This is a genomic window from Mesorhizobium sp. M7A.F.Ca.US.008.03.1.1, assembly GCF_003997495.1.
GTDB lineage: Bacteria > Pseudomonadota > Alphaproteobacteria > Rhizobiales > Rhizobiaceae > Mesorhizobium.
The window spans coordinates 134,772-157,942 of record NZ_RZRU01000001.1; the positions used below are offsets into that span (position 1 = coordinate 134,772).

At 63.2% G+C, this 23,171-nt stretch carries 21 protein-coding genes; 11 read left to right on the forward strand and 10 right to left on the reverse strand.

The annotated features are described in order from the left end of the window. Positions 1 to 20 precede the first annotated feature (20 nt). The 3 genes from EOA16_RS00640 (at position 21) to EOA16_RS00650 (ending at position 2,768) form a co-directional block, all read left to right on the forward strand. A complete protein-coding gene (locus tag EOA16_RS00640) occupies positions 21 to 878 on the forward strand; it encodes an ABC transporter substrate-binding protein (RefSeq protein WP_127254813.1) in 858 nt (285 codons plus the stop codon). Positions 879 to 1,023: 145 nt separating this feature from the next. Next, on the forward strand, positions 1,024 to 1,965 hold the full coding sequence (locus EOA16_RS00645) for an amino acid ABC transporter permease (RefSeq protein ID WP_127254815.1): 942 nt from the start codon (positions 1,024 to 1,026) through the stop codon (positions 1,963 to 1,965). After that, positions 1,962 to 2,768: an amino acid ABC transporter ATP-binding protein gene (locus tag EOA16_RS00650; protein WP_127254817.1), complete on the forward strand. Its 807-nt coding sequence runs from the start codon at positions 1,962 to 1,964 to the stop codon at positions 2,766 to 2,768. Before EOA16_RS00645 ends, EOA16_RS00650 begins: the two co-directional genes overlap by 4 nt. Positions 2,769 to 2,873: 105 nt before the next feature. On the opposite strand, the gene EOA16_RS00655 is transcribed toward EOA16_RS00650, so the two are convergent. Further along, positions 2,874 to 3,551 (reverse strand): MIP family channel protein, encoded by a 678-nt coding sequence (locus tag EOA16_RS00655; protein ID WP_127254819.1) that lies wholly within the window; start codon positions 3,549 to 3,551, stop codon positions 2,874 to 2,876. Positions 3,552 to 3,733: 182 nt separating this feature from the next. On the opposite strand from EOA16_RS00655, the gene EOA16_RS00660 reads away from it, so the two are divergent. From EOA16_RS00660 to EOA16_RS00680, 5 genes are all read left to right on the forward strand, one after another. Further along, positions 3,734 to 5,023: an RsmB/NOP family class I SAM-dependent RNA methyltransferase gene (locus EOA16_RS00660; RefSeq protein ID WP_127254820.1), complete on the forward strand. Its 1,290-nt coding sequence runs from the start codon at positions 3,734 to 3,736 to the stop codon at positions 5,021 to 5,023. Between the two features lie 139 nt (positions 5,024 to 5,162). Further along, entirely contained in the window at positions 5,163 to 5,621 is a 459-nt protein-coding gene (locus tag EOA16_RS00665) for a PaaI family thioesterase (RefSeq protein WP_013530371.1), read from the forward strand. A 147-nt stretch (positions 5,622 to 5,768) separates the two neighbouring features. Beyond that, positions 5,769 to 6,437, forward strand: a complete 669-nt coding sequence (locus tag EOA16_RS00670) for a 5'-methylthioadenosine/S-adenosylhomocysteine nucleosidase (RefSeq protein ID WP_127254822.1) — start codon at positions 5,769 to 5,771, stop codon at positions 6,435 to 6,437. 55 nt (positions 6,438 to 6,492) lie between these two features. Further along, positions 6,493 to 8,055, forward strand: coding sequence for a glutamine-hydrolyzing GMP synthase (gene guaA, locus EOA16_RS00675; protein ID WP_027035553.1), 1,563 nt, complete (start codon positions 6,493 to 6,495; stop codon positions 8,053 to 8,055). Between the two features lie 294 nt (positions 8,056 to 8,349). Further along, positions 8,350 to 9,606, forward strand: coding sequence for a site-specific integrase (locus EOA16_RS00680; RefSeq protein WP_127254823.1), 1,257 nt, complete (start codon positions 8,350 to 8,352; stop codon positions 9,604 to 9,606). Between the two features lie 297 nt (positions 9,607 to 9,903). Here EOA16_RS00680 and EOA16_RS00685 read toward each other — a convergent pair whose 3' ends face one another. The 4 genes from EOA16_RS00685 to EOA16_RS00700 all read right to left on the reverse strand — a co-directional run bounded on the left by EOA16_RS00685 (position 9,904) and on the right by EOA16_RS00700 (position 13,093). Beyond that, on the reverse strand, positions 9,904 to 10,173 hold the full coding sequence (locus EOA16_RS00685; protein ID WP_127254825.1) for a helix-turn-helix domain-containing protein: 270 nt from the start codon (positions 10,171 to 10,173) through the stop codon (positions 9,904 to 9,906). A 213-nt stretch (positions 10,174 to 10,386) separates the two neighbouring features. After that, the gene (locus EOA16_RS00690) at positions 10,387 to 10,668 is read right to left on the reverse strand and encodes an AlpA family phage regulatory protein (protein ID WP_127254827.1); all 282 of its coding nucleotides are present in this window, start codon (positions 10,666 to 10,668) and stop codon (positions 10,387 to 10,389) included. Between the two features lie 774 nt (positions 10,669 to 11,442). Continuing rightward, on the reverse strand, positions 11,443 to 12,528 hold the full coding sequence (dinB, locus tag EOA16_RS00695) for a DNA polymerase IV (protein ID WP_127254828.1): 1,086 nt from the start codon (positions 12,526 to 12,528) through the stop codon (positions 11,443 to 11,445). 58 nt (positions 12,529 to 12,586) lie between these two features. Continuing rightward, complete coding sequence (locus EOA16_RS00700; RefSeq protein WP_127254830.1) at positions 12,587 to 13,093, reverse strand: SOS response-associated peptidase; 507 nt, start codon at positions 13,091 to 13,093, stop codon at positions 12,587 to 12,589. 58 nt (positions 13,094 to 13,151) lie between these two features. Here EOA16_RS00700 and EOA16_RS00705 point away from each other — a divergent pair, with 58 nt between their 5' ends. Next, positions 13,152 to 13,742 carry an SOS response-associated peptidase gene (locus tag EOA16_RS00705; protein ID WP_127254832.1) on the forward strand — a complete coding sequence of 197 codons (591 nt, stop codon included), beginning with the start codon at positions 13,152 to 13,154 and terminating at the stop codon, positions 13,740 to 13,742. A 144-nt stretch (positions 13,743 to 13,886) separates the two neighbouring features. On the opposite strand, the gene EOA16_RS33610 is transcribed toward EOA16_RS00705, so the two are convergent. Beyond that, the gene (locus EOA16_RS33610; RefSeq protein ID WP_348630306.1) at positions 13,887 to 14,084 is read right to left on the reverse strand and encodes a hypothetical protein; all 198 of its coding nucleotides are present in this window, start codon (positions 14,082 to 14,084) and stop codon (positions 13,887 to 13,889) included. Between the two features lie 77 nt (positions 14,085 to 14,161). Here EOA16_RS33610 and EOA16_RS32500 point away from each other — a divergent pair, with 77 nt between their 5' ends. Further along, complete coding sequence (locus EOA16_RS32500; RefSeq protein ID WP_164754054.1) at positions 14,162 to 14,416, forward strand: hypothetical protein; 255 nt, start codon at positions 14,162 to 14,164, stop codon at positions 14,414 to 14,416. Between the two features lie 403 nt (positions 14,417 to 14,819). On the opposite strand, the gene EOA16_RS00720 is transcribed toward EOA16_RS32500, so the two are convergent. The 4 genes from EOA16_RS00720 to EOA16_RS00735 form a co-directional block, all read right to left on the reverse strand. Next, positions 14,820 to 18,092 (reverse strand): error-prone DNA polymerase, encoded by a 3,273-nt coding sequence (locus EOA16_RS00720; RefSeq protein WP_127254836.1) that lies wholly within the window; start codon positions 18,090 to 18,092, stop codon positions 14,820 to 14,822. Continuing rightward, positions 18,089 to 19,609, reverse strand: coding sequence for a DUF6504 family protein (locus EOA16_RS00725; RefSeq protein WP_127254838.1), 1,521 nt, complete (start codon positions 19,607 to 19,609; stop codon positions 18,089 to 18,091). Before EOA16_RS00725 ends, EOA16_RS00720 begins: the two co-directional genes overlap by 4 nt. Further along, the gene (locus EOA16_RS00730) at positions 19,524 to 20,276 is read right to left on the reverse strand and encodes a damage-inducible protein (protein ID WP_127254839.1); all 753 of its coding nucleotides are present in this window, start codon (positions 20,274 to 20,276) and stop codon (positions 19,524 to 19,526) included. The genes EOA16_RS00725 and EOA16_RS00730 overlap by 86 nt, the downstream gene beginning before the upstream one ends. A gap of 213 nt (positions 20,277 to 20,489) precedes the next feature. Then, complete coding sequence (locus tag EOA16_RS00735) at positions 20,490 to 21,068, reverse strand: amino acid synthesis family protein (protein ID WP_127254841.1); 579 nt, start codon at positions 21,066 to 21,068, stop codon at positions 20,490 to 20,492. Positions 21,069 to 21,232: 164 nt separating this feature from the next. Between EOA16_RS00735 and EOA16_RS00740 the strand changes: the two genes are divergently transcribed. Further along, the gene (locus tag EOA16_RS00740) at positions 21,233 to 23,032 is read left to right on the forward strand and encodes a helix-turn-helix domain-containing protein (RefSeq protein WP_127254843.1); all 1,800 of its coding nucleotides are present in this window, start codon (positions 21,233 to 21,235) and stop codon (positions 23,030 to 23,032) included. The last annotated feature ends 139 nt before the right edge of the window (positions 23,033 to 23,171 follow it).

The window sequence follows — 23,171 nt, forward strand, 5'->3', positions numbered from 1 at the left end:
ATCAAAAAAGGGGAACGAAAATGAGAGCACATTTGCAGATGGCAGGTTTGGCGCTGGCCGCACTGGCCATAGCCTGGAGCGGACCTTCAGGCGCCGCCGAGGTGATGAAATCGGCCGAGGTCCAGCGGACCGGCATGCTGACCGTCGCCAACACGCTGGACTATGCGCCTTTCGAGTATCTCGACGCCGACGGCAAGCAAACCGGGATCATCATAGAACTGGCCGGTGAGGTGGCCAAGCTGGTCGGCGCCAAGCTGGACGTGGCGCGCACACCTTTCCCCTCGATGATACCGGGGCTGGCGGCCGGCCGTTTCAAGGTCGCCTGGGAGACGTTCTCGGCCACGCCCGAGCGGCTCAAGCAGGTCGATTTCGTCATGTTCCTGAAGGCCGGGCTGGCTGTTTCGACGTCGCCGGACAAGAAGGCGAGTTTCAGCGGCGACACCCCGCTCTGCGGCAAGCGGATCGGCGTTTCGGCAGGCAGCGCATCGGATTTCCTGGTCGACAAGCTGAGCACGGATTGCACCGGCAAGGGCCAGGCAGCCATCGAGAAATCGGTCTTCAACTCGTCGACGGATATCGTCCAGGCGGTGCTGTCCGACCGCGTCGACGCCCGCATGGACGATGCGACCGCATCGAGCTATTTCGAGGTCACCAGCAAGGGTCAGCTCGTGGTGCTGCCGACCCTCTACGAAGTCGCGCCGCTCGGCATGGCGATCGCCAAGGACGACAAGGAGACCGCCGACATGATGGTGGGCGCACTCTCCGAGCTGTTCAAGAATGGCACTTACAAGGCTGTTCTCGACAAATACGGCATGGGCGCCTACGCAATCAAGGAGCCCTATTTCGTCGGCACCATGGAGGCGCTGCGCGCCGACTGACAAAGCGCGTCCGTTCCGACGCACTTTGTTCTAAAACTTTGATCATGCTTTCCGAAATCGATTTTCGGGCTGATGCGATAGCGGTTGTCCGGCGTCCGGTCTCGTGCCGGGCGCCGCTTCCGGATCAAGACCAGGAGAACCAGCGATGGGCGTGGCCCACCCAAACGAGATACGCATCGAGCCAGGCGTCGCCGAGGCGGTTTCGCGCCTGACCGTCGTGCCGCAGCGCCGCTACGGCATCTGGGTCGGCACGGGGCTGGCCCTGTTGGTGGCATTCCTCATCATCCGGGCCTTCGCCAGCAATCCCGCCTTTGCCTGGCCCACGGTGGTGGGCTACCTCCTGCATCCCTCTGTCATGCGCGGCCTCGGCAACACCTTGATGCTGACCGCGGTGATCATGATATTGGCGATCATTGTCGGCACGGTCATCGCCATCATGCGCGTGTCGCCAAGCCCGGTGCTGCGTTCATTCGCTGGTCTGTACGTCTGGTTCTTCCGTGGCGTACCGGCCCTGATACAGCTGATCTTCTGGTTCAACCTATCGCTGCTCATACGCGAAGTCTCGTTGACCATCCCTTTTGTAGGCACGCTGTTTTCCGTGCGCACCAATGATTTCATGACCCCGTTCTTCTCTGCCGTCGTTGCCCTTTCCCTGTGCGAGGCGGGCTACATGGCCGAGATCATCAGGGCTGGCATCAAGTCGGTGCCGTCGGGCCAGGCGGAGGCGGCGAGCGCGCTTGGCATGCCCTACCGCATGATCCTGAAGCGCATCACGCTGCCCCAGGCGATGCGCTTCGTGCTGCCGCCAACCGGCAACGAAGCCATCAACCTCCTGAAGATGACGTCGCTGGTGACATTCATCGCCGTCGACGACCTGTTCTATTCGGCCCAGAGCATCTATGCGCGCACCTTCGAGACGATCCCGCTCCTGATCGTGGTCGCCTTCTGGTATCTCGCGGTGGTCAGCATCATGTCGGTGGGGCAGCATTTCCTCGAGCGCCATTTTGGTCGCAGCGACACGCGCCGCGATCCCATGACATTGCGCTTCCTGCGCAATGTCATCAGCCTGCGGGGCATGTCCCGATGAGCGACGTGAAGGACGAAAATCGCGCCCGCTTCGGCGTCCCGGCCGACTCCATGGTTTTCGCGCGCGGCGTGCGCAAATCCTATGGTCCGCTCGAGGTTCTCAAGGGTGTCGATCTCGACGTACCCGTCGGATCGGTCGCCTGTGTCATCGGCCCCTCGGGTTCCGGCAAGAGCACGTTCCTGCGCTGCATCAACCATCTCGAGAAGCTCAGCGCCGGCATCCTGCTCGTTGACAGCCAGTTCGTCGGCTACGACCTCAGGGACGACAGGCTCTACGAGGTCAAGGACGACCTGCTTTGTCAGCGGCGCGCCGAGACCGGCATGCTGTTCCAGTCGTTCAACCTGTTCTCCCACATGACCGTGATGGAGAACCTGATCGAGGCGCCGACGCAGGTGCGGCGCACCCCGCCGGACCAGGCAAAAGCCGAAGCTGAGATCCTGCTCCGGCGCGTCGGTCTCCTGGACAAGGTCGACCGCTATCCGAGGGAACTGTCCGGTGGTCAGCAGCAGCGCGTCGCCATCGCGCGTGCGATGGCGATGAAGCCGAAGGTCCTGCTCTTCGATGAGCCGACATCGGCGCTCGACCCCGAACTCGTTGGCGAGGTGCTGCAGGTCATGCGCGATCTGGCCGAAAGCGGCATGACGATGGTCGTGGTTACCCACGAGATCGGCTTTGCCCGGGAGATCGGCGATCAGCTCGTCTTCATGGATGGCGGCGTGATCATCGAACGCGGCGCTCCGCGCGAGATGATTGCCAATCCGGTATCGCCCCGAACCCGCGAGTTCCTGTCGCGGGTGCTTTGACGGCAAGAGAATCCACCCAAGAGAGAATCCACCCAAGAGAGGATCCACCAAAGAAAAAGGCGCTGGCCAGGGCCCGCGCCTTTTTTGTTCAGCCTTCCGAAGAGCTCAGTCCTTCTCGAAGATGCGCGCCTTGGCGACAGCACCCGCAATGGCGCCGCCGATCAGCGGTGCAACGATGAACAGCCAGAGCTGGCCGATCGCGGCAGTTCCCGAAAACAGCGCCGGGCCGATCGAGCGGGCCGGGTTGAGCGACGTGCCGGTCACCGGGATGATGGCGAAGTGCAATCCTGCCAGCGTCAGGCCGATGACCAGTCCGGCGAACGCCGTCGAGTGCTTTTCAGCCGTGACGCCAAGGATCACGGTGACGAAGGTGAAGGTGCCGATCACTTCCCACAGGAATGCCGAGCTGACGCCCCATTTCGTCACATCCCAGCCATTGGCGCCGAAGCCGGTGGTGTGTCCGCCAACCTGGCCGGAAACGATGATCCACAATGCCAGCGAAGCAAGGACGCCGCCGATGACCTGCGCGATCCAGTAGGGGATGACATCCTTGGCCGGCAGCCGGCCGGCAAGGAAGACACCCAGCGTCACCGCAGGGTTGAGATGCGCGCCCGAAATGGGACCGATTGCATAGGCTGCCGCGATGAGGCCGATGCCGAACGCCAGACCGATGCCTTCCTGGCCGAGCGGCAACGCACCGCCGAAGCCGCCCGTCACCACAGAAGCCGTACCGATGAACACCAATAGAAATGTGCCTAGAACTTCCGCCAGATAAGTCTTCATTGCCCTCTCCTCGTGTCGATCCGCCGGTCCACCTTTTCCGCGCCGCGAATCACAACCGGAACAGTATTCGCAACCAGAAAAGTTGGAAAGCAGAGCGGTTGTGCCGGCCGACCTGCTTGTGCGCGCCGGTTGCGCGCTCTAGAGCAGGGCCGGAATAATTTTCTGCGTGACGGAACAAGACCATGCGACTGGGCGGACGGCTGGCTGCGGCCATCGAAGTGCTGGAAGACATCGGCCGGCGCCACCGGCCGGTGGCGGACGCGCTGAAGGATTGGGGCCTGTCGCATCGCTTCGCCGGCGGCGGCGACCGTGCGGCGATCGGCAACATCGTCTATGACGCCCTGCGCCACAAGCGTTCCGCCGGCTGGCTGCTGGGGCAGGACACGCCGCGCGCCATCGGCTTCGGCGCGCTGCTGCTCGAATGGGGCCAGACCGCCCAGTCGCTCAACGGCGCCCTCGATGGCGACAAGTTCGCACCGCCGCTGCTGACCGCTGCCGAGCTTCAGGCCATCGCCGACCATCGGCTCGCCGACGCGCCGGACGCGGTGCGGGCGGATGTTCCTGACTGGTGCGCGCCGCTTTTCGAGCGAGCCTTTGGCCCGACCTGGGCTGACGAGGGCGCGGCGCTGGCAACGCGCCCGCCGCTCGACCTCAGGGTCAACACCTTGCAGGCCAACCGCGACAAGGTGCTGGCCGAACTGACAGGAACCGGCGCGAAACCCTCGGCAATAGCCCCGCACGGCATCCGCATCCCGCCGATCGACGGCGACGGCCGGCACCCGAACGTGCAGGCCGAGCCGGCTTTCCAGAAGGGCTGGTTCGAGGTCCAGGACGAAGGCTCGCAGATCGCGGCCGCCCTTGCCGGGGCCGAAGCCGGCATGCAGGTGCTGGATTTCTGCGCCGGCGCCGGCGGCAAGACGCTGGCACTGTCGGCTTCGATGGAAAATCGTGGCCAGATCTTTGCCCACGATGCCGAAAAAGCACGGCTGGCGCCGATCTTCGACCGCATCCGTCGTTCGGAAAACCGCAATGTGCAGGTGGTCACCAAGCCCACAGAACTCGCGCCGCTCGGCAATCACATGGATATCGTGCTGGTCGACGCCCCCTGCACCGGCAGCGGCACATGGCGCCGCCGTCCCGACGCCAAATGGCGGCTGACGCAAAGACAGCTCGATGCCCGCAAGGGCGAGCAATCGGCGATCCTCGATGCGGCCAAGGCCTATGTCAAACCGGGCGGCCTGCTGGTCTACATCACCTGCTCGGTCTTCGATGAAGAGAATGGCGAGCAGGTCGCGGCCTTCCGGGACCGTAACAGCGCTTTTGCCCCAGTCGATCATCGCGTGCTCTGGGACAGCCGTTTTCCCGGCCATCGGGCGGCCGCGCGCATCGGCGCCAAAGGCGACATCTCGCTGTCGCCGGCGCTGAGCGGCACCGATGGATTTTACTTCTGCGCGTTGCGCAGATCGGCCTGAAACCGATTGGGTGTCGCCAATCCCTGACAGATCGTGTCGCCAACCGGAAGACGGAGCCGATTGCTGCAGTGCAGCAAAAGCATTTGCCTGCCGTCCATGGCTCTGCAATAAGCTTACCCGCATAAGGAAGGCAGCGGCCATGGCAGCAAAGATAGTACCCGCCCCGGACTATGAGGATCGCGTCAGGACCTCCTTCGCGCGCCAGAAGGCGATGGCCACGATCGGCGCCGAACTGACGCTGGTGACGCCCGGCATCATCGAGATCGAGATGCCCTATTCGGCGGCACTCACCCAGCAGCACGGCTTCCTGCATGCCGGCGTCATTTCGACGGCGCTGGACTCGGCCTGCGGCTATGCCGCTTTCTCGCTGATGCCGGAAAACTCCGGCGTGCTGACCATAGAGTTCAAGGTCAATCTGCTGGCGCCCGGCCGCGGCGAGCGCTTCCTGTTCCGCGGCTCGGTGACCAAGCCCGGCCGCACCATCATCGTTGCCGACGGCCAGGCCTACGCCTTTGCAGCCGACGGCGAGGCCAAGCTGATCGCCACCATGACCGGCACCATGATGACGGTAGTCGGGCGTGATGGCATCGAAGGGTGAGGTGCGGTCCGTGAAGCGGACGGAAAGCCCAGATGGGCATTCCGAGCAACGAACGCCCGGAGCCATAGCGGAGGGCTGGGCACCGGTGAGGGCACGTCACCGTTCTTACCTCCGGCGTAGGTGATTGATTGAGTAGCGAGGTAGATCATGACTGGTAAAGTGTCGCGCCTGTCAGGCAAGGACGTCCTCTTCGTCATGGCGGCGCAGGCCGAATACGGTCCGCACCTCAAGCAGCTGTTCACGCCGCTGATGACCGGTGTCGGCCCGGTCGAGGCCGGCGTCAGGCTGGGTGCCGAACTCTCCTGGCTGAAATCGCAAAAAGCACTGCCGGATCTCGTTGTTTCGCTTGGCTCAGCCGGCAGTCGGACGCTGGAGCAGACGGAAATCTACCAGGCGGTTTCGGTCAGCTACCGTGACATCGACGCTTCGCCGCTCGGCTTCGAGAAGGGCGCCACACCCTTCCTCGACCTGCCGGTAACCGTGCCATTGCCCTTCAAGATACCGGACATCAGGCAGGCGACCCTGTCGACCGGCGGCGCGATCATCACTGGCGCGGCCTATGACGCTGTTACCGCCGACATGGTCGACATGGAGACCTTCGCCTGCCTGCGCGCCTGCCAACTGTTCGACATCCCGCTGATCGGGCTGCGCGGCATCTCCGATGGCGCTGCCGATCTCAGGCACGTCGGCGACTGGACCGAATATCTTGAAGTCATCGACGAGAAGCTGGCGGACGCCGTCATACGGCTTGAACAGGCAATCGGCGACGGCGCTCTTCGGACGGAACCATCCCATGAAGATGCCAGACCAGCCTGAAAGTCGGGCTACGCAACCCATTGCGCCGACTCGTTTCTTTCTCTAAACGCTCGCCATGAAAACAGCCAATCATCCCGACACCGTCCTGATTGTCGATTTCGGCAGCCAGTTCACCCAGCTCATCGCCCGCCGCATCCGCGAGGCAGGCGTGTTTTCCGAGATCGTGCCGTTCCAGTCGGCCGAAGCGGCATTCAAGCGCATCAATCCGAAAGCGGTGATCCTGTCCGGCGGTCCGGCTTCAACCGGCGATATAGGCAGCCCGCGCGCGCCGCAGATCGTCTTCGACGCCGGCGTGCCGGTGCTTGGCATCTGCTATGGCCAGATGGCCATGTGCGTGCAGATGGGCGGCGTCGCCGAAAGCTCCGACCATCGCGAGTTCGGCCGCGCCTTCGTCGAGATTCAAAAGGACAGCCCGCTGTTCGAGGGCCTGTGGGCGCCCGGCCAGCGCCACCAGGTGTGGATGAGCCATGGCGACCGCGTCATCTCCTTGCCCAAGGGCTTCGAAGTATTCGGCAAGTCCGAGGGCTCGCCCTTCGCCATCTTCGGCAACATCGAGCGCAAGATGTACGGCATCATGTTCCACCCCGAGGTGGTGCATACGCCCGACGGTGCCAGGCTGCTCAGGAACTTCGTCCACAACATCGCCGGCATCGAAGGCGACTGGACCATGCGCGCCTACCGCGAGCACGCGGTCGAGACGATCCGCAAGCAGGTCGGCAAGGGCAAGGTCATCTGCGCGCTTTCGGGCGGCGTCGATTCCTCCGTTGCGGCGCTGTTGATCCACGAAGCGGTCGGCGACCAGCTGACCTGCATCCTTGTCGACCACGGCCTGATGCGCAAGGACGAGGCCGCGGGCGTGGTGGCGATGTTCCGCGAGCATTACAATTTGCCGCTCATCCTGGTGAACGCGTCGGACCGGTTCATCGACGCCCTCGAGGGCGAGTCGGACCCGGAGAAAAAACGCAAGACCATCGGCCGGCTGTTCATCGAGGTGTTCGAGGAAGAGGCCAAGAAACTCGGCGGCGCCGAATTCCTGGCGCAAGGCACGCTCTATCCCGACGTCATCGAGAGCGTCTCCTTCACCGGCGGCCCGTCGGTGACGATCAAGTCGCACCACAATGTCGGCGGCCTGCCCGCGCGCATGAACATGCAGCTGGTCGAGCCGCTGCGCGAGCTGTTCAAGGACGAGGTCAGGGCGCTCGGCAAGGAACTCGGCCTGCCCGAAAGCTTTATTGGCCGCCATCCATTCCCCGGCCCGGGCCTCGCCATCCGTTGCCCGGGCGGCATCACCCGCGAAAAGCTGGAGATCCTGCGTGAGGCCGACGCCATCTATCTCGACGAGATACGCAAGGCCGGCCTCTACGACGCCATCTGGCAGGCCTTCGCCGTGCTGCTGCCGGTGCAGACGGTCGGCGTGATGGGCGATGGCCGCACCTACGAGTTCGTCTGCGCGCTGCGCGCCGTCACCTCGGTCGACGGCATGACGGCGGATTTCTATCACTACGACATGGCCTTCCTCGGCGCCGCCGCCACCCGCATCATCAATGAAGTCCGCGGCATCAACCGCGTCGTCTACGACGTGACGTCGAAGCCGCCTGGAACTATCGAGTGGGAATGATTCAGGCCCACTCAAACGCCGCCGAAAATACGCCAATCTGCGACGTAACGTACTGAAACCAAAAATAAATCTCTCTGAAGACAATCAGCGACAATTGGTACGCAGAGATTGGCTGTGACGGAGCGACCGACGGGTCGCATACATATTGTCCACCCAAAATTTTCTGAGTACTGTCACAGTCAATGAGGCTAGGGACGGTACTTTTTTGCCCCATAAGGCATTGAAGAAAAAAGGAATTCTCTGCCGAGAAGCCTCAAAGTTGTGCTGACGGTACTTTTTCAGGAGGCAGTAGGCATGCTGACGGATGCCGCCCTTAAGGCGCTGAAACCAAAACAGAAAATCTACAAGATTGCAGACCGAGACGGCATGTACATCAGGGTCATGCCCAGTGGCGCGATCTCGTTTCGGCTGGATTACAGGCTCAACGGACGTCGCGAGACGGTCTATCTCGGCAGGTATGGGCGGGACGGAATCTCGCTCGCCTTGGCTCGAGAGAAGTGCCTTGACGCGAAGCGCGCTGTTCGCGAGGGACGATCGCCGGCCATCGAGAAGCAGCGCGCGAAGCGCCGCCTGAAAGAGGCTAAGAGTTTTGGCGAGTTCGGGGAGAAGTGGCTCACAGCCGCGCCGATGGCCGACAGCACGCGCGCCATGCGGCGCTCCATCTTCGAGCGAGAGCTTCTTCCGGTCTGGCGCAATCGCCTTCTTACGGAAATCACCCCGGACGATCTGAGAGCCCACTGCGGCAGCATTGTCGAACGTGGTGCTCCAGCGACAGCTATTCACGTACGAGACATCCTGAAGCAGATTTACAGCTTTGCGATCCTGCACGGGGAGAAGGTGGCCAATCCGGCTGACGACGTTGGGCCTGCATCGATCGCTAAGTTCGTTCCAAAGGACCGTTCACTTTCGCCTTCGGAAATTCGAGTGATGCTGAAGCAGCTTGAGCATATCGCCACACTTCCCACGATCCGTTTGGGAATGCGGCTCTATCTGCTCACAATGGTACGCAAGAGCGAGCTGCAGGACGCGGTGTGGGACGAGGTAGACTTCGAAAACGCGGTCTGGACCATCCCGAAGGAACGCATGAAGCGGTCGAAGGCGCATAACGTCTACCTATCGGGCCAAGTGCTCGACATCATGATTGCCCTGAAGACCTGTGCAGGGAATTCCAGATACCTTCTTCCGTCGCGGTACGATGCGGACGCCCCGATGTCGCGTGCCACGTTTAATCGGATCACCTACGCAGTCGTCGAACGGGCGAAGGCGAGCGGACTGCCTCTGGAGCCGTTTACGGTTCATGACCTGCGGCGAACGGGCTCGACGCTGTTGAATGAACTTGGTTTCAACAGCGATTGGATCGAGAAATGCCTGGCGCACGAGGACGGGCGCTCGTCGCGCGGTGTCTACAACAAGGCCGAATATGAGGTGCAACGCCGCCACATGATGCAAGAATGGTCGGATATCGTCGATGCCTGGGTCGGTGGCAAGAAACATGTGCCGACACTGATCCCGCCGTCGATGCCGATTTTGGAGCCTGATCCGGCCCTTTGATCCATACGAGATTGTATGGCGCATCACGCATGTTCTGGCCCGACGTTTGCCGAGTTCGTTGTTCCTGCTACGCATTAATATGGAACTTTGTGGCGCAGATTTTATAGCTGGACAATAATATGGCGAGGCGGTTCGGGACTCACTACTGCCAGGCATTAGTAAGCCACTGGCGTCCGTCGGACGGACCATCTTCCCTGGCTCGCACCAGGACCTTCGGCTGCACTCCGGCAACCCCACATCGTAGACGAAAGTCGAACCACGTTTGCCGGATCTGTCCAGGCCGCCGACTGGCTTCTGCTACCTACCCAAACGCGCAGCATCCTCCTCCTCCATGATGTCTTCGAGTGTCGGGCGCTTGTTGTTGAAGGTCGTTAGCTGGAAATCGAGCCCTACAACGTTCATGAGCGTGAGCACGCGTTTGAATCCCATGTCGGATATCCTGCCATTCTCAAGCGCCTCGATCCTCGCCCGGCTGACCCCGGAAAGCTTGGCAAGTTTCTCCCGTGCTAGCTTTCGCTGGTTTCTGGCATTCTTAATCTCATTCCCAAGATCGTTCAGGTCAATCATTTTGCCTCACAAATTAGCTGTTTCGAGCTTCTGTGAGGAAAATAGCTTTTATAATGGCTGTTTTCGAGGGTCTGATGACCGCGACAGCAGACGGCATCATGCCGATCATAGGCAGCAAGCTCCGCACGCTTTTTACTCCTGATCATCATCGGCATCATGGTGTGCCGGAACGGTTGATCATCGACACCGCACCGTGGCAGTCGTCCCCTATGCTTACGGTATTTGTGCCCGATCTCGCACTTTGGCAGGAGAGGTTTTCCGTAAACGCACATCAGGAGGACTCGCTCGGGGGATCGGAACTGCCCTGCGAGCCTGCAGCCAGGCTTCTACTTCGGCCAGATCCCAAACCACGCACCGAGGGGTGAGAGCGAAACGTCGTGGAAATTGCCCGCGTTGTTCCATTTCATAGATTGTGCTGTCGGCCAGAGGTACGATTTCGCGCAGCTCCTTGCGGCGGATCGTCCGCTTTGTTGCACTTTTCCCGGGACCAGTCATGGCGCCATTCCTCCATCACTAAGCAGACGATTTAAGCTGATGGTCTTCAGGGATGAAAATGGCGAAAGCCGGAAAGCGTATGCAGGGCGGTCATTTCGTAAATATCGGCCGGTGAGGGTTAGCTGTGGCCCGGACCGACCATGCGTCATGCGCGACGGATCGCTTCCTGCTCTGCGGTCAAGTTAGCGAGCAAAGTTTCATATGGTGCCCCTCGCCGGGGGCGGTCGGTCCCGCATCCCGCCTTACGGCGGCGCTATGCTGATGCTCCTTCGGCCACCCTGTTGAACCGGTCTCAGGGCCACGAACCTGCTCCAGCACCGAACTGACTTGGTCGCAATGATGGACATTTCGGTGCTTCCGCTTTGTACGCCGTTTTTCATTTGGTCGGGAGAGCAGGGGCTCTCCCGACGGAGAGTTAGAGGATGGGGCGGGTTTTCGCGACGGGTTGAAAGCGGAAGGAGAGGCCTTCGGCGCCCGTCGCGGAGAACAGCGATGTCTGTCCCGACCAATCGAACCCATGCCGCCGCCGACCGTTCGAACCTCTACGACGAGATCACCGGCAAGATAATTGCCGAGCTGGACCCTTCAGCCTCGCCACCAGCCTGATGGTCAGCATCGTGATCTCCCGTGCCGGCGACGGAACACTCACGGTCGTGCCGGCCGACGAATATGAAGGAGAGGTCTCCCAGATCGTCGGCGAGATCGATCCACACGAACGATGATCCGGACAAGTTGCGGCCGGTGGTCCTTTCCATCCTGGCCCAAGAGCCAATTCTACAGCTCGAACCGCAATTGACGTTGATCCGGCAGCGGCACATCGCCAAGCGACGATAGTGTGATGCCCAACAGGCGGATGCCTTTCCTCAGTGGAAATACCGATCTCAGGAGATCGCCTGCGAGTTCCTCGAAATCTGAATATTCGATTGGCATCGCCACCGTGCGGCTGCGCGTGATCTGTTGGAAGTCGGCGAATTTGACCTTCAGCGTGACGGTCCTTCCCCGGATGCCTTTCCCTTCACAGTATCCCCAGACCTTGGCGACCAGCGGCTTGAGTTCGGCGATTGATGCATCGAGATCGACGATGTCGGCTGTGAATGTGTCTTCGGCGCCGATCGATTTGCGTGGCCGATCCGGCTCGACCGCGCGTTCGTCGATGGCGCGGGCGATCTGATAGTACCAGAGCCCAGACTTTCCGAAATGCTGCTGCAGGAAGGGGAGCGACCTCTCCTTGAGATCGGCACCGGTCTCGATGCCGAGCCCTTCCATCTTCGCGGCGGTCGCAGGACCGACACCGTGAAATTTCTTGACTGGCAAAGTCTCCACAAAGGCGGGACCGTGACGTGGCGTGATGACGAACTGGCCATTCGGCTTGTTCTGGTCGGACGCCATCTTGGCGAGAAATTTGTTGTACGAGATGCCCGCGGAAGCGGTGAGACCGGTCACCAGCAGGATCTCCGCCCTGATCATCTCGGCGATTGTCGTGGCAGATAAAATGTTGAGCCGGTTCTGCGTCACGTCGAGATAGGCCTCGTCAAGCGAGAGCGGTTCGATGAGGTCGGTGTGTTCGGCGAAAACGGCGCGGATCTGAGCCGAGACCTCCCGGTAGACGTCGAAGCGGGGCGGCACGAAGATCAGTTCGGGGCATTTGCGCTTTGCCGTGACCGAAGGCATCGCGGAGCGAACGCCGAAGGCGCGGGCCTCGTAGCTTGCGGCCGCGACCACGCCGCGGGCGGCGGCTCCGCCGACGGCAAGCGGCTTGCCGCGGAGTTCTGGATTGTCGCGCTGTTCGACCGACGCATAGAACGCATCCATGTCGACATGGATGATCTTGCGCGGGCCGGCGCCGCGTTCAGGGGCCATTTGCCTGCAATATCATTTCGCCAGGGTCTAAGGTTCGTCCTGACAGATCCTACAATCTTCAGATCGCAAATTCAGCCTGTCTGTGACCCTGGCGGAGGCGCGAAATCGCGAAACTTGCTCCTGGGAGGGGGCGAAGGACTTCGTGTTCCGGGTGCGTCATGTCGAGCCAAGCCGAACGTTCGTCCCGGCGCAGCACCACCATCTGCCGGTCATGGTAGGGCGCAATATCGTCGTTGGCCTGGATCGTGAGGATTGCGTAGGCTTCCGGCCAATCGTGCGTCGCTGGCCGCCAGATGCCGGCGAAATAGAACCAATCACCGCTTACGAGGCGAAAGCTGTAGTTCTTTCCCTGGCTGCGATGCCGGAATTCGGACGCAGGCACGAGGCAGCGATGGCTCGGAAACGATCGGTCTTCTGCGCGCACGACAGCGAACGGTCGCCCGCCCGGTTCCTTCGGCTGAAGTCCCCACGGCAACTCAAGCATCTCAACATTACCGCCGTAGCGTCTTATGATTATGCGGCGTTCGTCGAGCGGTGCATCGGAATCGAAAACTGTTGCGCTCATAGTCAAAAGAACATAACAGGAACATGATTGCCACGCAACGCCGCGAAACGGGTGACACATGTGCAATGATTATCGGCTGATGGTGGACGTCGCCTCGATCGTCGAGGATTTCGCCGATCTGAAGATCAAAATCCGCTTCAGCGAAGGGGCGCCGAACATTGAGGCGCGCGAGGATATCAAGATAACAGATATCGGGCCGATTATCCGCCCGGTCGCCGGTGCGAGCGGCGAGGGTGACCTGGTTCAGCGCCGGTGGAGCTGGCCTGGACAAAACAAGCGGCCGGTCTACAACTTCCGCTCGGACGGCCGCGAGTTCGCCTCGAACCGCTGCCTCATCCCGGCCGATGGTTTTTACGAATTCACCGACCCGACGGAGAAGGGCAAGAAGCGCAAGGACAAGTGGCTGTTCACCAAGCGCGAGGAGCCGGTTTTCTGCATCGCCGGGATCTGGCGGCAGACCGATGATGTCGGTGAAGCGTTCACCATGCTCACGATGGAACCGGGTCCCGACATCGCCCCCTATCACGATCGGCAGATCGTGATCCTGGAGCGGAAGGATTGGGCGAGCTGGCTTGATCCATCGGTGTCCGCCAAAGCTCTGATCAGGCCGCTGCCGGCCGGGACGCTCTCCGTCGAGCAGGTCGGTTGATGGGACTGTCTGGTGTCGGCAATTCCGGCCTGCGCCCCAGCTGGCCTCGTATGATCGGAACAGGGTTCGTTGTCTCGGAATTGGTCACGAACCAAGCTTGATGCAAGAAGTCCGCGCTGAGGCGAGCTACCGCCGACCCCCTAGCTACTGGACGGTCATTCTCTTGCGCCAATCCCAAGGCTGCTCGAACGATCCGATCCAGATTCCAGACTTCGCCGCTCGAGCCTTCGCTTGTGCCGGCGCATAGTAGCCATCGCTGTATCTCGGCCAGTCGAGGGCGTAGCCGCGTCTGACCAACCACTCTGCGGCATCAGCGCCGCCGGCTGTGCAGACAGCCACCATGCGCCGAAACTGGTCTCGCCCGACCTCGATGCACGACGTGGGGCGGTGTGCGTTGAGGAAGTCCGCGAGGGCCAGGGATGACTCTGCCCGCAGCGATATTTCTTGCCGGACCCATCGAAGCACAACTGAGCGCTTTCGGGCGCGTCGATGCCATAGAGCCGGATACGCGTGCCGTGGATTTCGATTGTGTCGCCGTCGATAACGGACGGAACGCCAACGAGCGGCTGAGCCGTAGCATCTTGGGCGCCGAGAACCAGGACCAGCAAGATCACTCCGGCGCGCACTATTCTGTTGCCAATGGCAGTGTTACAGCTTTGCATGGTGGTGTTTAGGCTGTGTCTTTGTGCTGCGCTGTTGGCGATGATTGGCGCCCAGCCGGCTTTTGCAGCGAACACCCCGTGCAGCGGTCATAAGGGTGGGATCTCACACTGCCAAGGCAGTACCTTTATTTGCAACGACGGTTCGGTCAGCGCCAGCAAAAAGAACTGTTCGGCGGAGATGGGCGGGGCGTCTGGTCAAGCTCTTGGGCTCGTCGATGGCGGATCTGCCGAGATGGCGCCTGCAAGCGAGGGTGAGTGCAGCTGCCGGGACGGACACTTCTGCACCGGGCCTCGAGGCGGGCACTACTGCATCACTGACAGCGGCCGCAAGAGCTACCTGAAAAAGTGATGCACGGCTTGGTCGCAGCATAGCGCTTCAGGCAGTGGTGACGCCTGAGCCGGGCAAGAATTTGGGTCATCTGAAATCCCGCGTCTTGACCTTGATGTTGTCGATGTGCAGGTCCGGGATGTAGATGTCGCGGCTGCGCAGCCCCTTGGGCGGCAGCTCGCGCGGATCGGGCCCCGAGCCGCCATTGCGCACCTGGTCGCCGCGAGCATGCGGCACGGGAAAGCTCCCCTCGCGTTCGCCGACGCTGGCCAATTCGGCGGATAAATCGAGGATGCGCCGTGCGACGAGGTGAACCACTTCGCCCTCACGCTGGATGCGGCCACGCACCGCGACCATGCCGGCCGACAGAACGGTGCGCCGGTGCTGCTCGAATACCTTCGCCCAGACGACAAGGTTTGCGATGCCGGTCTCGTCCTCAAGGGTGATGAACATCACACCCTTGGCCGACCCAGGGCGCTGCCGGACGAGCACTATCCCCGCCGCTTCCAGCCATCGGCCGTCGCGCGCCTCCATCGCCTCGGCGCAGGAGACGATGCGCCGGCGTCGAAGGTCTTCGCGCAGGAAGGAGATCGGATGGCTGCGCAGCGTCAGGCCGATATGGCGGTAGTCTTCCACGACCTCGCCGCCGGCAGTCATCGGCCGAAGCACCACCGCCGGCTCGTTGATCTCCGGGACCATCTTAGCCTCACGGGCCGATGCGGCCGCGAACAGGGGGAGCGGCTCGTCGCGCAGCGCCTTGATCGCCCACAGCGCCTCGCGCCGCGCGAGACCAAGTGCTGGCCGGAACGCGTCGGCTTCGGCGAGCTGGACAAGTGCCGCCTGAGGCACGCCGGCGCGCCGCCAGAGATCGTCGACGGAGCCAAAAGGCTGGTCGGCGCGCGTGGCGACGATCATGCTTGCATGCGCGTTGGCAAGACCGCGCACCATGCGCAATCCGAGCCGGACGGCGAAGCGGCCGTCGTCGACGACAGGCTCGAGCGTGCAGTCCCAGCGCGAGGCGTTGACGCAGGCCGGCCGGATATCGATCCCGTGCGCGGCCGCGTCGCGCACGATCTGCGCCGGCGCGTAAAAGCCCATCGGCTGGCTGTTCAGCAACGCCGCGCAGAACACGTCCGGGTGCCAGCATTTGAGCCAGGCCGAGGCGTAGGCGATCAGTGCGAAGGACGCGGCGTGGCTTTCTGGAAAACCATAGGAGCCGAACCCTTCGAGCTGCCTGAAGGTCTGCTCGGCGAAGGTGCGCTCGTATCCATTGTCCACCATGCCGTCGATCAGCTTCGTCTTGAATGACGACACGCCGCCGGTGAATTTGAAAGTGGCCATCGACTTGCGAAGCATGTCCGCTTCGCCGGGCGTGAAGCCCGCGCATTCGATGGCGACGCGCATCGCCTGCTCCTGGAACAGCGGCACGCCGAGCGTCTTGCCGAGCACCTTTTCGAGCTCAGGCTTGGGGTAATACACCGGCTCCAGTCCTTCGCGGCGGCGCAGATAAGGATGCACCATGTCGCCCTGGATCGGACCGGGGCGCACGATCGCGACCTGCACCACCAGATCGTAAAAGGTCCTCGGCTTCAGCCGCGGCAGCATCGACATCTGCGCCCGGCTCTCGATCTGGAAGGTGCCGAGCGTATCGGCCTTCCGGATCATGGCGTAGGTGCGCGGATCCTCGGCGGGGATGGTGGCAAGGTCGCGCCGGATGTCCTTGCAGTCGGCGAGGAGATCGAGGCCCTTCTTCATGCATGTCAGCATGCCGAGCGCCAGCACGTCGACCTTCATGAATTTGAGCGCGTCGATATCATCCTTGTCCCATTCGATCACCTGGCGGTCTTTCATGCTCGCCGGTTCAATCGGCACCAGGTCGTCGAGACGGTCATGAGTGAGTACGAAGCCGCCCGGATGCTGGCTGAGATGACGCGGCGCGCCCATCAGCTGACGGGCGAGGTCGAGCGTCAGCCGCAGACGGCGGTCAGTGAGGTTGAGATTGAGCTCCTCGACGTGCCGCTCCTCGACGCCTTCCTCTGACCATCCCCAGACCTGCCCGGAGAGGGTGCGTATGAGATCCTCCGGCAGGCCGAGCGCCTTGCCGACATCGCGCAGCGCCCCCTTGGTGCGGTAGCGGACCACCGTCGAGCACAAGGCTGCGTGGTCGCGTCCATAGGTGTCGAACACCCACTGCATGACGATCTCGCGCCGCTCATGCTCGAAATCGACGTCGATGTCGGGCGGCTCCCGGCGTTCCTCGGAGACGAAACGCTCGAACAAAAGGTCGTTGCGGCCGGGATCGATCGAAGTGATGCCCAGCACATAGCAGACCGCCGAGTTGGCGGCCGAGCCGCGACCCTGGCACAGGATATCCTTCGATCGCGCGAAGCGCACGATCGCGTTCACGGTCAGGAAGTATGGGGCGTAGTCGAGCTTCTCGATCAGCCGCAGTTCGTGGCGCAGCGACGCGACGACGCTGTCAGGCAAGCCCTCGGGGTAGCGCGCGGCGGCGCCCTGCCAGGTCAGCTTTTCGAGCGCCTGCTGCGGTGTCAGCGATGGGTCGTCGCGTTCCTCTGGGTATTGGTAGGCGAGCTCATCGAGGGAGAACCGGCAGCGGTTGGCGATCTCGATCGTGCGTGCCAGCGCGTCCGGATATCGTGCGAAAAGCCGGTGCATCTCGTGCGGCGGCTTGAGGTAACGGTCGGCGTGCCGCTCGCGGCGCTCGCCGAGCGCGTCGATGGTGACGTTGTGGCGGATTGCGGTGACGACGTCCTGGAGGATGCGACGTCCTGGCTCGTGGAAAAGCACGTCGTTGGTGACGACGCACGGCACACCCATCTTGAGGGCAAGTGCTGCCAGGTCGTGAATGCGAAGCTGGTCGTTGGGCCGGCGCCTGAGCGTCAGCGCGAGATAGGCCCGATCACCGAATGTCTCGCGCAGATGCCGCAGGCGCAGCGCCAGGGTGTCGTCGGCCAGATCGGGCAGGAGCACGGCGATGAGGCCTTCGCCATAGGCGACGACATCGCTCCACTCCAGATGGCATTTCGCCTTTCCCGCCCGCCCCTTGCCGAGCGAGAGCAGCCTGCACAGCCGGGAATAGGCGTCGCGGTCCGTCGGGTAGACCAGCAGTGACATGCCGTCAGTGAGGTCGAGCCGGCAGCCGACGATGAGGCGCACGCCAGTCGTCCTGGCGGCCTCATGGGCGCGAACGATGCCGGCAAGACTGTTGCGATCGACGACGGCCAGCGCCTCGATGCCGAGAAGGGCTGCCTGCGAGAATAACTCTTCGGCCGACGACGCGCCGCGCAGGAAGCTGAAATGCGAGGTGACCTGCAATTCGGCATAGCGGACCTCGCTCATCCGAACACCCCATGCAGGAACCAGCGGTGCGAGCCCGTCGCCGCATCCTCGCCGTCGCCGGCGCGGTAGAGCCAATAGCGCTCGCCGGCCTCGTCCTCGACCCTGAAATAATCGCGCACCGCCACCAGCTCGGCGTCCCGCTTCCACCATTCGCCGAAGACCCGCTCCGGACCATCCGCGCGCTTCACGCGCCGGCGGATCCCGCGCCAGGTGAAGGACACCGGCGGATGGTCGGGCAACAGCGCCACCGTCTCGACCGGATCGGGTTGCGCCAGCAAGCGCGATGGCCGTGGCCAATGACCGGGCCAGCCCGCGCCCGTGTCGGCCGCCATCGCCGCGATCTTGCCAACCGAACGCTCCGGCACGTCGCTGGCGACGGGCGCAAGCCGGTAGACAGCGCGCTCGCCGACGCGGTTCATCAGCGTATCGACGAGGTCGGATACATCGGGCACGCTCTCCTCGACGAGGGAGCTCACGACCTGACTGCGCTCCAGGGGTTCGGCCGAAGTCGCCGCCAAGATCATCATCTCGATGCCGAAGCCGGGCGTGATGGTTTCGATCTTGTTACAAAGCAGCCGGGTCAGCCGCTTGGCGTCGCGGACGGGCTTCGCCATGCCGATACGGATTGCCTGGGCCTGGCTGTCGACGCGCTGGCAGATGAGATCAAGACGGCGCGCGCCGAGGCCGCGCCGTTCCATCAGGTCGCAGAGCTGGGCGACGAGCTTGCCGGTATAGCGCGCAATGGTCTCCGCCGCGCCGATCGGCTCGGCGAAGGCACGGCGGACTTCGACGATGCCCGGCGAGCGAACTTGGTCGATCGGCTCCGCGACGTTGCCAAGGGCCTGATCGATACGGCGGCCGATCTCCGGGCCGAAGCGCATGGCAAGCGGCGCGCGCGGCTGTTTCAGGAGATCGCCGACCCGTTGGAAGCCGAGCCTTCGCAGCTCGGTCGCTGTCGAAGGCGCGAGCCGCAGCGCCTCGAGCGCAAGCGGTTCGACAATGGATTGGCCGTGGCCGGCCGGCGCGATGACGATGGGTTGGCGGCCATACCGTGCCAGCGCATGTGCGGCGCCCCAGCTGTCGGCGATTGCCACGCGCGCGACGATGCCCGACATCGCCAGACGCCCGACCATGCCTTCGAGCATGGCGGTCTCGCCGCCATGGAGATGGTCGGCACCCGTCGTGTCGATGACGATCCCGTCGGGTAGATCGGGCGCCACGATCGGTGCGAAACGAAGCATCCAGACGGCCAGCCGCTCTAGGGCCTCGGCATCCGCTTGCGGGTCAGCGTCCTGGATCGCAAGGCCCGGCACCAGCACCTGCGCCTTCGTCACGGGCATGCCGGGGCGCAGGCCGGCGGCGAATGCCGCGGCGTCGGCTGCAAGCACGACACGCCTGTACTTGTCGCGGCCGATCAGGACGAGCGGGGCCTCAGCCGGCGGCGCCGCGTCGCCGGTCTTCCGCCGCACCCGGTCGGTGGGCCAGGTCGGCAGGAACAGCGAGACGACCCGTGCCATCGCACGCCTCCAATTCGAAATCAGCGCTTTCGCCCGCGCGGACGCGGATCAATTCGACGAGCCATCGGTGCCGGCCGACGCCTGGGACAGGCAGCGGCGCCGAGGGCAGGACCGAGACGCGCCAGCGCGTCATTGCCGCCGTCGGCTGGCCGAAATCGGCGGCCTCCGTCTGCCGCCGCCATCGCCGTAACGCGATGCCGATCGTATGGGCTTCTTCGGCGGCGAGCTGGAGCCGCCGCGAGGCCGTCATGGTCAGGCGCGCGACTTCACCGACGACCGCGCCCAACCCGCCATGCCGGATGCCTTCTTCCATGCAGGCGAGAATTGTCTTGTCGTCGCCGGCCTCGACATAGATGACGCGGTCCGGTTTCAGGCCCGCCTGCTCCAGCGCCGGCGCAAAGAGATCGGGCCGGGTGATGCACCACAAAACCTTGCCTCGCGTGCGCGCCGCGACGCCGCCCGCAAACAGCGCCGCTGCCGCGGCGTCTATGGCGCCATTGCCACCGCCGGCGACTTCATGCAGCGCGCCAAGCGCCAGGCCGCCGCCCGGGAGTCGTGCATCGAGCTCGGCGATTCCGAAGGGAAGTACCGATCTGGCGCGCCGGCTTCGGCCCTCAATCTTCTCGATCCGCGCGCGCAAGGCGTCTATGGCGGGCTCCGGCCGCAAGATGGTGGGTGACCTCCGGGAAAGCGTATATAAGCATGTTCTCTATTTGTTCTACTATTGCCTGGTGGGGAGTCAAGCGGGTAAGGGCCGACCGCTGGCGTGTTTCGCGCCGCCGCTTGCGAAAGGACCCGCTGCTTCCACCCAACACGAACAGCAGCTATGCGCCCCAATGCTGCCGCGCGGTAATGCGCCGCATGGCGGCCCTAGAAGACACTATACAGCTTCCTGTTCCATCTCTTTTATGTCCTGAAAGCGGTCCGCAATCCGCGGGTGGAGCCGGCCGCCGTCCGCTGCACCGATGGCCACGACGATCTCGTCCGCGGCCGGGCCGTCGGCGATCTGGAAGTTGGCGGTGATAAAATGCGAGCGGCGGCCGTTCTCGCTTTTGTGCATCATCGGCAGCGACAGCAGCGCGCCGGGCGCATTGCGTGTGTTGCAGAATTCGAGATAGGTCGTGCCGCCCACGGCATCGCGGAAGACATTGCCGAAGCGCAGCGTGTGGATCATGGCGGAGGCATGCTCGATTTCGCCGGCGGTTCCGACGGCAGCGGCCTTGCCGTAGCTTTCGATGCGTTCCGCCGGCATCAGCCCAACCAGGCGGCGCGTGAGCTCCTCCCCGAGCCGGGGCGCGATGGCGACAATCTCTGGCCGCAAATCCTCGACGAAGCCGCGCCCGGCCCATGGATTGCCCAAAACGGCGGCGACGACAATCGATGTCACCGGCCTGGCAGCCGCCCTGCTGCCTTCAAGGTGCACTTCCTCGATGAAGGTGCAGACTTTTCGCAATTCCATGATTTGGCCTCTCCACGTGGAAGCTCAAATCTAGTGAGCGCCACTCGGCGTGTATTCCTCCGGTTCGTAGGAAGAATCGGCGTGCGTCCCGCTTGGAAGCGGTGTAGCGTAGGTATATCCGCGACGGCTTAAATTCGCCCTTCGCGAGTGGCGGAAGATCAGGCGTGGACCACGAGTCGCAAATCCTCTCCTTGCGGGACGCCGCCAGCCTCATCAATTCTGGCGGCGATCTCCAGTCCGTGCTGCGCGACCTCGTGCTGGCGTCCTGCCGTCATGCCAAATGGACGTTGGGCTCGATCATGGGCATCGATGCCCCGCATGGCCACGCCTATGTCATCGTGCGCCACGATCCGACGCTCATTCACCGCACGCTGCCGGACCGCTGGGAACTGGCCACCAGTCCCTCGATCGTCGCGCTCAACCGCAATGAACCGGTCTATATCAGGGATGCGCGGGTGTCGGAGGAGTTTCCGGGCTATCGCCGCGAGGCCTTCGAGCGCGACTACCGCAGCGTGCTGGTCATGCCGATGAACTGCGTCGACGAGGACGGCCGGCCGATGGTGCTGACCGTTGTGTCGCGCGAAATCACCGAAGTGACGGCGGAGGATATCGCCTTCATCGGCATGATTGTGCATCTGGGCGAGATCGCGGTCGAGAAGCAGCATCGGCTGCGCCAGGAGAAGCAGGCCGGCGAACGCCTGCAACGCGCCCTCTCGGCGCACACCTCGCTTCTGCAGCAGGCGTTGTCGGACGGGTCCGTGGTCTCGCTCGCCGAAGAGGTCGGCGAGCTTCTGCCCAATCCGGTGGTGGTGATCGATTTCCATGCCAATCTGGTCGTCGCCGGCCGTTCCCCGAGCGAGGCGCATTTCGACATCGCCTCCTGGCAGCAGGCGGTGAGCGGAACGCTCAGCCGACAGATCTTCAAGATAGCGCGCGGCGCGTCCGACGGGCGCCACACCGAGACGCTGTTCGTCGATGACGGCAAGCGCCAGCTCAAGCTTTCGGTGCGCATCGAGCCGCTTACCATCGATGCCGAAGTGGTTGGCGCGCTGATGATTTTCCCGACGCCGCAAGAGTCCGGCCAACTCGCTCAAATGCTGCTCGACAGCGCCAAATTCGCGCTCAGCGTGCAGATGATGCGCAGCTTCGTGCGCTTCCGTTTCGAGACGCGCTCGCTGACCGAGCTTTTCCTGGAGGTGGCGGAGCGCCGCTGGCGCGACGAGGCCGACATCGTCATTCGCGCCCGCCGACTGGGGCTCGACTTGACCGTTGCGCAGAAGATGATCGTCGTCGACCTCGCCGAGCAGGCAAAGGATGGTGCCATCGGCCTTGCCGATCCGCATCATGCGCTCGTGCGTCTCCTGCAGCAGGCCGGCATTGCCGGCACGGCCATCGCGGTGGAAGACGGCCTTGTCTGCCTCGTCCCGACCGATGCCGGGCAGGACGGCGCGCGCTTCGGCAAATTGTCGCAGAGAATAGCGGCCGAGCTTGGCCGCTATTTCGAACGCGAGCCGGTGGTGGTGCTTTCAGAGGCCTGTGCCGCGCTGGCCGATTATCCCATCGCCTGGGAGCGGTGCCGCCGCATGATCCGGATCGGCCGTTCCTTCGGGCGCACCGGTGTTTTTGCCGGCCAGGATTTCGGCCCCCTGCCGATATTGGTCGCCGCCGCCGACGCTCCCGACGTGCGCGGCTTCGTCGAGGACAGTGTTGGCGCCCTGATCGCGCATGACCGCGAGCACGGCACGCCCTATCTGGACACGTTATTTGCCTATCTGCGCGAGGGCTGCCGCAGCCAGGCCTGCGCCGACGCCATCGGACTGCATGTCACCACCTTGCGCTATCGCCTGTCGCGCATGGAGGAACTGTTCGGGATCCGTCTCGACACGCCCGAACAGCGCTTCGCGGTCGAACTGGCGATCCGTCTCAGCGGCATCATCGACAGCCGCGTGCCGCCGGCCCGCTAGAACCACCCCGTCCCGACACCGCTGCCGCTAAAGCTGCCGAGCACAGGCTCGCCGTGCCCGTGCTTGCTCGGGATAACAGCAGCACGCCGCGCCATCTTTCCTACAGACCGGAGGAAGAACACCGACCGGCTCCTGCCTA

What these genes read in the sequence shown, in the direction of transcription:
- EOA16_RS00640 (WP_127254813.1), top strand. Translation starts at nt 21, where the DNA reads ATGAGAGCACATTTGCAGATGGCAGGTTTGGCGCTGGCCGCACTGGCC.
- EOA16_RS00645 (WP_127254815.1), top strand. Translation starts at nt 1,024, where the DNA reads ATGGGCGTGGCCCACCCAAACGAGATACGCATCGAGCCAGGCGTCGCC.
- EOA16_RS00650 (WP_127254817.1), top strand. Translation starts at nt 1,962, where the DNA reads ATGAGCGACGTGAAGGACGAAAATCGCGCCCGCTTCGGCGTCCCGGCC.
- EOA16_RS00655 (WP_127254819.1), bottom strand. Translation starts at nt 3,551, where the DNA reads ATGAAGACTTATCTGGCGGAAGTTCTAGGCACATTTCTATTGGTGTTC.
- EOA16_RS00660 (WP_127254820.1), top strand. Translation starts at nt 3,734, where the DNA reads ATGCGACTGGGCGGACGGCTGGCTGCGGCCATCGAAGTGCTGGAAGAC.
- EOA16_RS00665 (WP_013530371.1), top strand. Translation starts at nt 5,163, where the DNA reads ATGGCAGCAAAGATAGTACCCGCCCCGGACTATGAGGATCGCGTCAGG.
- EOA16_RS00670 (WP_127254822.1), top strand. Translation starts at nt 5,769, where the DNA reads ATGACTGGTAAAGTGTCGCGCCTGTCAGGCAAGGACGTCCTCTTCGTC.
- guaA (WP_027035553.1), top strand. Translation starts at nt 6,493, where the DNA reads ATGAAAACAGCCAATCATCCCGACACCGTCCTGATTGTCGATTTCGGC.
- EOA16_RS00680 (WP_127254823.1), top strand. Translation starts at nt 8,350, where the DNA reads ATGCTGACGGATGCCGCCCTTAAGGCGCTGAAACCAAAACAGAAAATC.
- EOA16_RS00685 (WP_127254825.1), bottom strand. Translation starts at nt 10,173, where the DNA reads ATGATTGACCTGAACGATCTTGGGAATGAGATTAAGAATGCCAGAAAC.
- EOA16_RS00690 (WP_127254827.1), bottom strand. Translation starts at nt 10,668, where the DNA reads ATGACTGGTCCCGGGAAAAGTGCAACAAAGCGGACGATCCGCCGCAAG.
- dinB (WP_127254828.1), bottom strand. Translation starts at nt 12,528, where the DNA reads ATGGCCCCTGAACGCGGCGCCGGCCCGCGCAAGATCATCCATGTCGAC.
- EOA16_RS00700 (WP_127254830.1), bottom strand. Translation starts at nt 13,093, where the DNA reads ATGAGCGCAACAGTTTTCGATTCCGATGCACCGCTCGACGAACGCCGC.
- EOA16_RS00705 (WP_127254832.1), top strand. Translation starts at nt 13,152, where the DNA reads ATGTGCAATGATTATCGGCTGATGGTGGACGTCGCCTCGATCGTCGAG.
- EOA16_RS33610 (WP_348630306.1), bottom strand. Translation starts at nt 14,084, where the DNA reads ATGGTGGCTGTCTGCACAGCCGGCGGCGCTGATGCCGCAGAGTGGTTG.
- EOA16_RS32500 (WP_164754054.1), top strand. Translation starts at nt 14,162, where the DNA reads ATGACTCTGCCCGCAGCGATATTTCTTGCCGGACCCATCGAAGCACAA.
- EOA16_RS00720 (WP_127254836.1), bottom strand. Translation starts at nt 18,092, where the DNA reads ATGAGCGAGGTCCGCTATGCCGAATTGCAGGTCACCTCGCATTTCAGC.
- EOA16_RS00725 (WP_127254838.1), bottom strand. Translation starts at nt 19,609, where the DNA reads ATGGCACGGGTCGTCTCGCTGTTCCTGCCGACCTGGCCCACCGACCGG.
- EOA16_RS00735 (WP_127254841.1), bottom strand. Translation starts at nt 21,068, where the DNA reads ATGGAATTGCGAAAAGTCTGCACCTTCATCGAGGAAGTGCACCTTGAA.